This is a genomic window from Candidatus Erwinia dacicola (assembly GCF_001756855.1).
In the GTDB taxonomy this organism is placed as follows: Bacteria; Pseudomonadota; Gammaproteobacteria; order Enterobacterales; family Enterobacteriaceae; genus Erwinia; species Erwinia dacicola.
The window spans coordinates 1-3956 of sequence record NZ_MAYS01000058.1; the positions used below are offsets into that span (position 1 = coordinate 1).

Annotated in this window: 2 protein-coding genes; one reads left to right on the forward strand and one right to left on the reverse strand. The window is 56.3% G+C overall.

Annotation, left to right across the window (positions count from 1 at the left end; genetic code table 11):
* Nucleotides 1-217 precede the first annotated feature (217 nt).
* Nucleotides 218-3046 carry an excinuclease ABC subunit UvrA gene (gene uvrA, locus BBW68_RS01575; protein ID WP_070133725.1) on the reverse strand — a complete coding sequence of 943 codons (2829 nt, stop codon included), beginning with the start codon at nucleotides 3044-3046 and terminating at the stop codon, nucleotides 218-220.
* Nucleotides 3047-3297: 251 nt separating this feature from the next.
* Here uvrA and BBW68_RS01580 point away from each other — a divergent pair, with 251 nt between their 5' ends.
* Nucleotides 3298-3843: a single-stranded DNA-binding protein gene (locus BBW68_RS01580; protein WP_070133726.1), complete on the forward strand. Its 546-nt coding sequence runs from the start codon at nucleotides 3298-3300 to the stop codon at nucleotides 3841-3843.
* Nucleotides 3844-3956: the final 113 nt, after the last annotated feature.

Genomic DNA, 3956 nt, shown 5'->3' on the forward strand with positions numbered 1-3956 from the left:
ACAGGCCCATTACCGGACCGAAAGCCTGTAAGTGAATTTACACCACCTTGATGGACTCGACCAGCCTTATCCTGCAAGATTTTGTGACGATTGTAAGAGAAGTGCAGCAAATAGCGGGGAAAAATAGAGCCGGCAGTAGCGGGTCGTGCATGCCTGACCCCGACGGAATTGCGGCAGGTAACGTCTCAGGGGCGAGGCATGCCTTGCCCGTCGGTCATTAATCTTGTAACAGTGGTTTCAAGAAACGTGCGGTGTGCGAACGCTCGCACTCTGCCACGGTTTCCGGCGTACCGGAGACGAGGATTTCACCGCCGCCGCTGCCGCCTTCCGGACCGAGATCGACAATCCAGTCGGCGGTTTTGATCACATCAAGGTTGTGCTCAATCACCACGATGGTATTGCCTTGGTCGCGCAGCTGGTGCAAGACTTCCAGCAGCTGCTGGATATCGGCGAAGTGCAGACCGGTGGTCGGCTCATCAAGGATATACAACGTCTGCCCGGTGCCGCGCTTCGACAGCTCGCGCGCCAGCTTCACGCGCTGCGCTTCACCGCCGGACAGCGTGGTAGCCGACTGACCGAGGCGGATATACGACAGGCCAACGTCCATCAGGGTCTGCAGCTTACGCGCCAGCGCCGGCACCGCATCGAAGAACTCACGCGCTTCTTCAATGATCATCTCCAGCACTTCATGAATGCTCTTGCCCTTATACTTTACTTCTAGCGTTTCGCGGTTATAGCGTTTGCCTTTACACTGGTCGCACGGCACGTAGATATCCGGCAGGAAGTGCATCTCAACCTTGATCACGCCGTCGCCCTGGCAAGCTTCGCAGCGCCCGCCTCGCACGTTAAAGCTGAAACGCCCCGGCGTATAGCCACGGATACGTGATCCCGGTACCCCGGCAAACAGCTCACGCACTGGGGTAAAAATACCGGTATACGTCGCCGGGTTGGAGCGCGGCGTGCGGCCAATCGGGCTCTGATCGATATCGATAACTTTGTCGAAATGCTCCATGCCGCTGATGCTGCGGTAAGGTGCGGCTTCGGCAATAGTGGCACCGTTAAGCTGGCGCTGGGCCAGCGTGAACAGGGTATCGTTAATCAGCGTCGATTTACCGGAGCCGGACACGCCGGTAACGCAGGTGAACAGGCCGACCGGCAGCGTCAGGGTGACATTCTTCAGGTTGTTGCCGCTGGCTCCGGTCAGCTTCAGCACTTTCGCCGGGTTGCCTTTCACGCGCTCCTCAGGGATAGCGATGCCGCGCTTGCCACTGAGGAACTGCCCGGTTAGCGACGCTTCTACTGCCATAATGTCGTCAACGGTGCCTGCGGCGACAATCTGCCCGCCATGCACGCCCGCGCCAGGGCCGATATCGATCACATGGTCAGCAGCGCGAATCGCATCTTCATCATGCTCCACCACAATCACCGTGTTGCCGAGATTGCGCAGGTGGACCAGTGTTTCAAGCAGGCGTTCATTATCGCGCTGATGCAGACCGATAGACGGCTCATCCAGCACGTACATCACGCCAACCAGCCCAGCACCAATCTGGCTGGCCAGACGAATACGCTGCGCCTCGCCACCAGAAAGCGTTTCCGCCGAGCGCGACATCGACAGGTAGTTCAGCCCGACGTTCACCAAGAACTTCAGGCGGTCGCCGATCTCTTTCAGCACTTTCTCAGCAATCTGCGCGCGCTGACCGCTGAGCTTCATATTTTGGAAGAACGTCAACGCATGGCCGATGCTCATATCTGAGATGGTCGGCAGCGTGGTGTTCTCAACAAAAACGTGGCGCGCTTCACGACGCAGGCGGGTGCCGTGGCAGCTGGTGCAGGAGCAGTTACTGATAAACTTCGCCAGCTCTTCGCGTACCGCATACGATTCCGTCTCTTTATAGCGGCGCTCAATATTGTGCAGCACGCCCTCGAACGGATGGCGGCGCACTGAAGTGTCTCCGCGATCGTTGACGTACTTAAATTCGATATTGTCTTTGCCGGAACCGTACAGGATCACTTTGCGGCTTTCTTTCGGCAGGGAGTTGAACGGCGCTTCGATATCAAACTTCAGATGCTCCGCCAGTGAGCGCAACATCTGGAAATAGTAGAAGTTGCGGCAGTCCCAGCCGCGGATCGCACCGCAGGCCAGTGACAGTTCCGGGTTCTGCACCACGCGCTCCGGGTCAAAATACTGCTGAACGCCCAGCCCGTCACAGGTCGGGCAGGCACCGGCCGGGTTATTGAAGGAGAACAGGCGCGGTTCCAGCTCGTTCATGCTGTAGCCGCAAATCGGGCAGGCGAAGTTGGCCGAGAACAGAAGCTCTTCGGCGGCGTCATCATCCATATCGGTCACCACGGCGGTGCCGCCGGAGAGCTCCAGCGCGGTTTCAAACGATTCTGCTAGGCGCTGCGCGAGATCGTCACGCACCTTAAAACGGTCCACCACCACTTCGATGGTGTGTTTCTTCTGCAATTCCAGCTTTGGCAGATCGGAGAGATCGCACACTTCACCGTCGATGCGGGCGCGGATGTAGCCTTGGCTGGCGAGATTTTCCAGCGTTTTGGTATGCGCACCCTTGCGATCTTTAACGATCGGGGCCAGCAGCATCAGGCGGCGACTTTCCGGCTGCGCCAGCACGTTATCCACCATCTGGCTGACGGTTTGCACCGCCAGCGTGACGTCGTGATCCGGGCAGCACGGTTCGCCAACGCGGGCAAACAGCAGGCGCAGGTAATCATGGATTTCGGTAATGGTGCCGACGGTGGAACGCGGGTTATGCGAGGTAGATTTCTGCTCGATCGAAATGGCCGGAGAAAGCCCCTCAATGTGGTCAACGTCCGGTTTTTCCATCAGCGACAGGAACTGGCGCGCATAGGCGGAGAGCGATTCAACGTAGCGGCGCTGACCCTCGGCGTACAGCGTATCAAACGCCAGCGAGGACTTGCCGGAACCTGACAGGCCGGTCACCACGATCAGTTTATCGCGCGGAATAGTCAGGTTGATGTTTTTCAAATTGTGGGTGCGGGCACCCCGTACTTCGATCTTATCCATTCACAATTCCCGGATTAGCACAAACCCTACCATGCCTGCCCAGCACGGCCAGAAAGAAACGGGTCATTATGGCACAAAAAACCTGAATGGATAACCAGTGTTTTGCCCTGAAGTGCCATGCAAACTGATGCGACGCTGCAACGGAAAGAAAGTCTTTTTCGAGACATCTCCTAAATGTAGGATCTCAGGGTAGCTCATGATAGAATTTTGCGCCTAGACGTAGAGAACGAACATTAACCGGAGAGAGCAACATGGCCAGCAGAGGTGTAAACAAAGTAATTTTAGTCGGAAATCTGGGGCAGGATCCGGAAGTTCGCTACATGCCGAATGGCGGTGCCGTTGCCAACATCACTCTGGCTACCTCCGAATCCTGGCGCGACAAGCAGACCGGCGAAACCAAAGAGAAAACCGAATGGCACCGCGTTGTGCTGTTCGGCAAGCTGGCTGAAGTGGCCGGTGAATACCTGCGTAAAGGTTCTCAGGTTTATATCGAAGGCGCACTGCAGACCCGTAAATGGACTGACCAAACTGGCGTTGAGAAGTACACCACCGAAGTTGTGGTTAACGTCGGCGGCACCATGCAGATGCTGGGTGGTCGTGCTCAGGGCGGCGGTGCTCCAGCAGGCGGCGGTCAGGGCGCAGGCAACAACAACGGTTGGAGCCAGCCTCAGCAGTCACAGGGCGGCAACCAGTTCAGCTGCGCACAGCAGTCCCGTCCGCAGCAGGCTCCACAGCAGAACAGCGCACCTACTAACAACGAGCCACCAATGGACTTCGACGATGACATTCCTTTCTAGCTCTGATAAATATTAATTTGTAATTTTTTAGGTTTGTTTGGTCTTTAAAAAGACATAAAAATTAATGAGTTAAGTTAATAATTACCCCTCTATTATCTGTAAGGATACTAGAG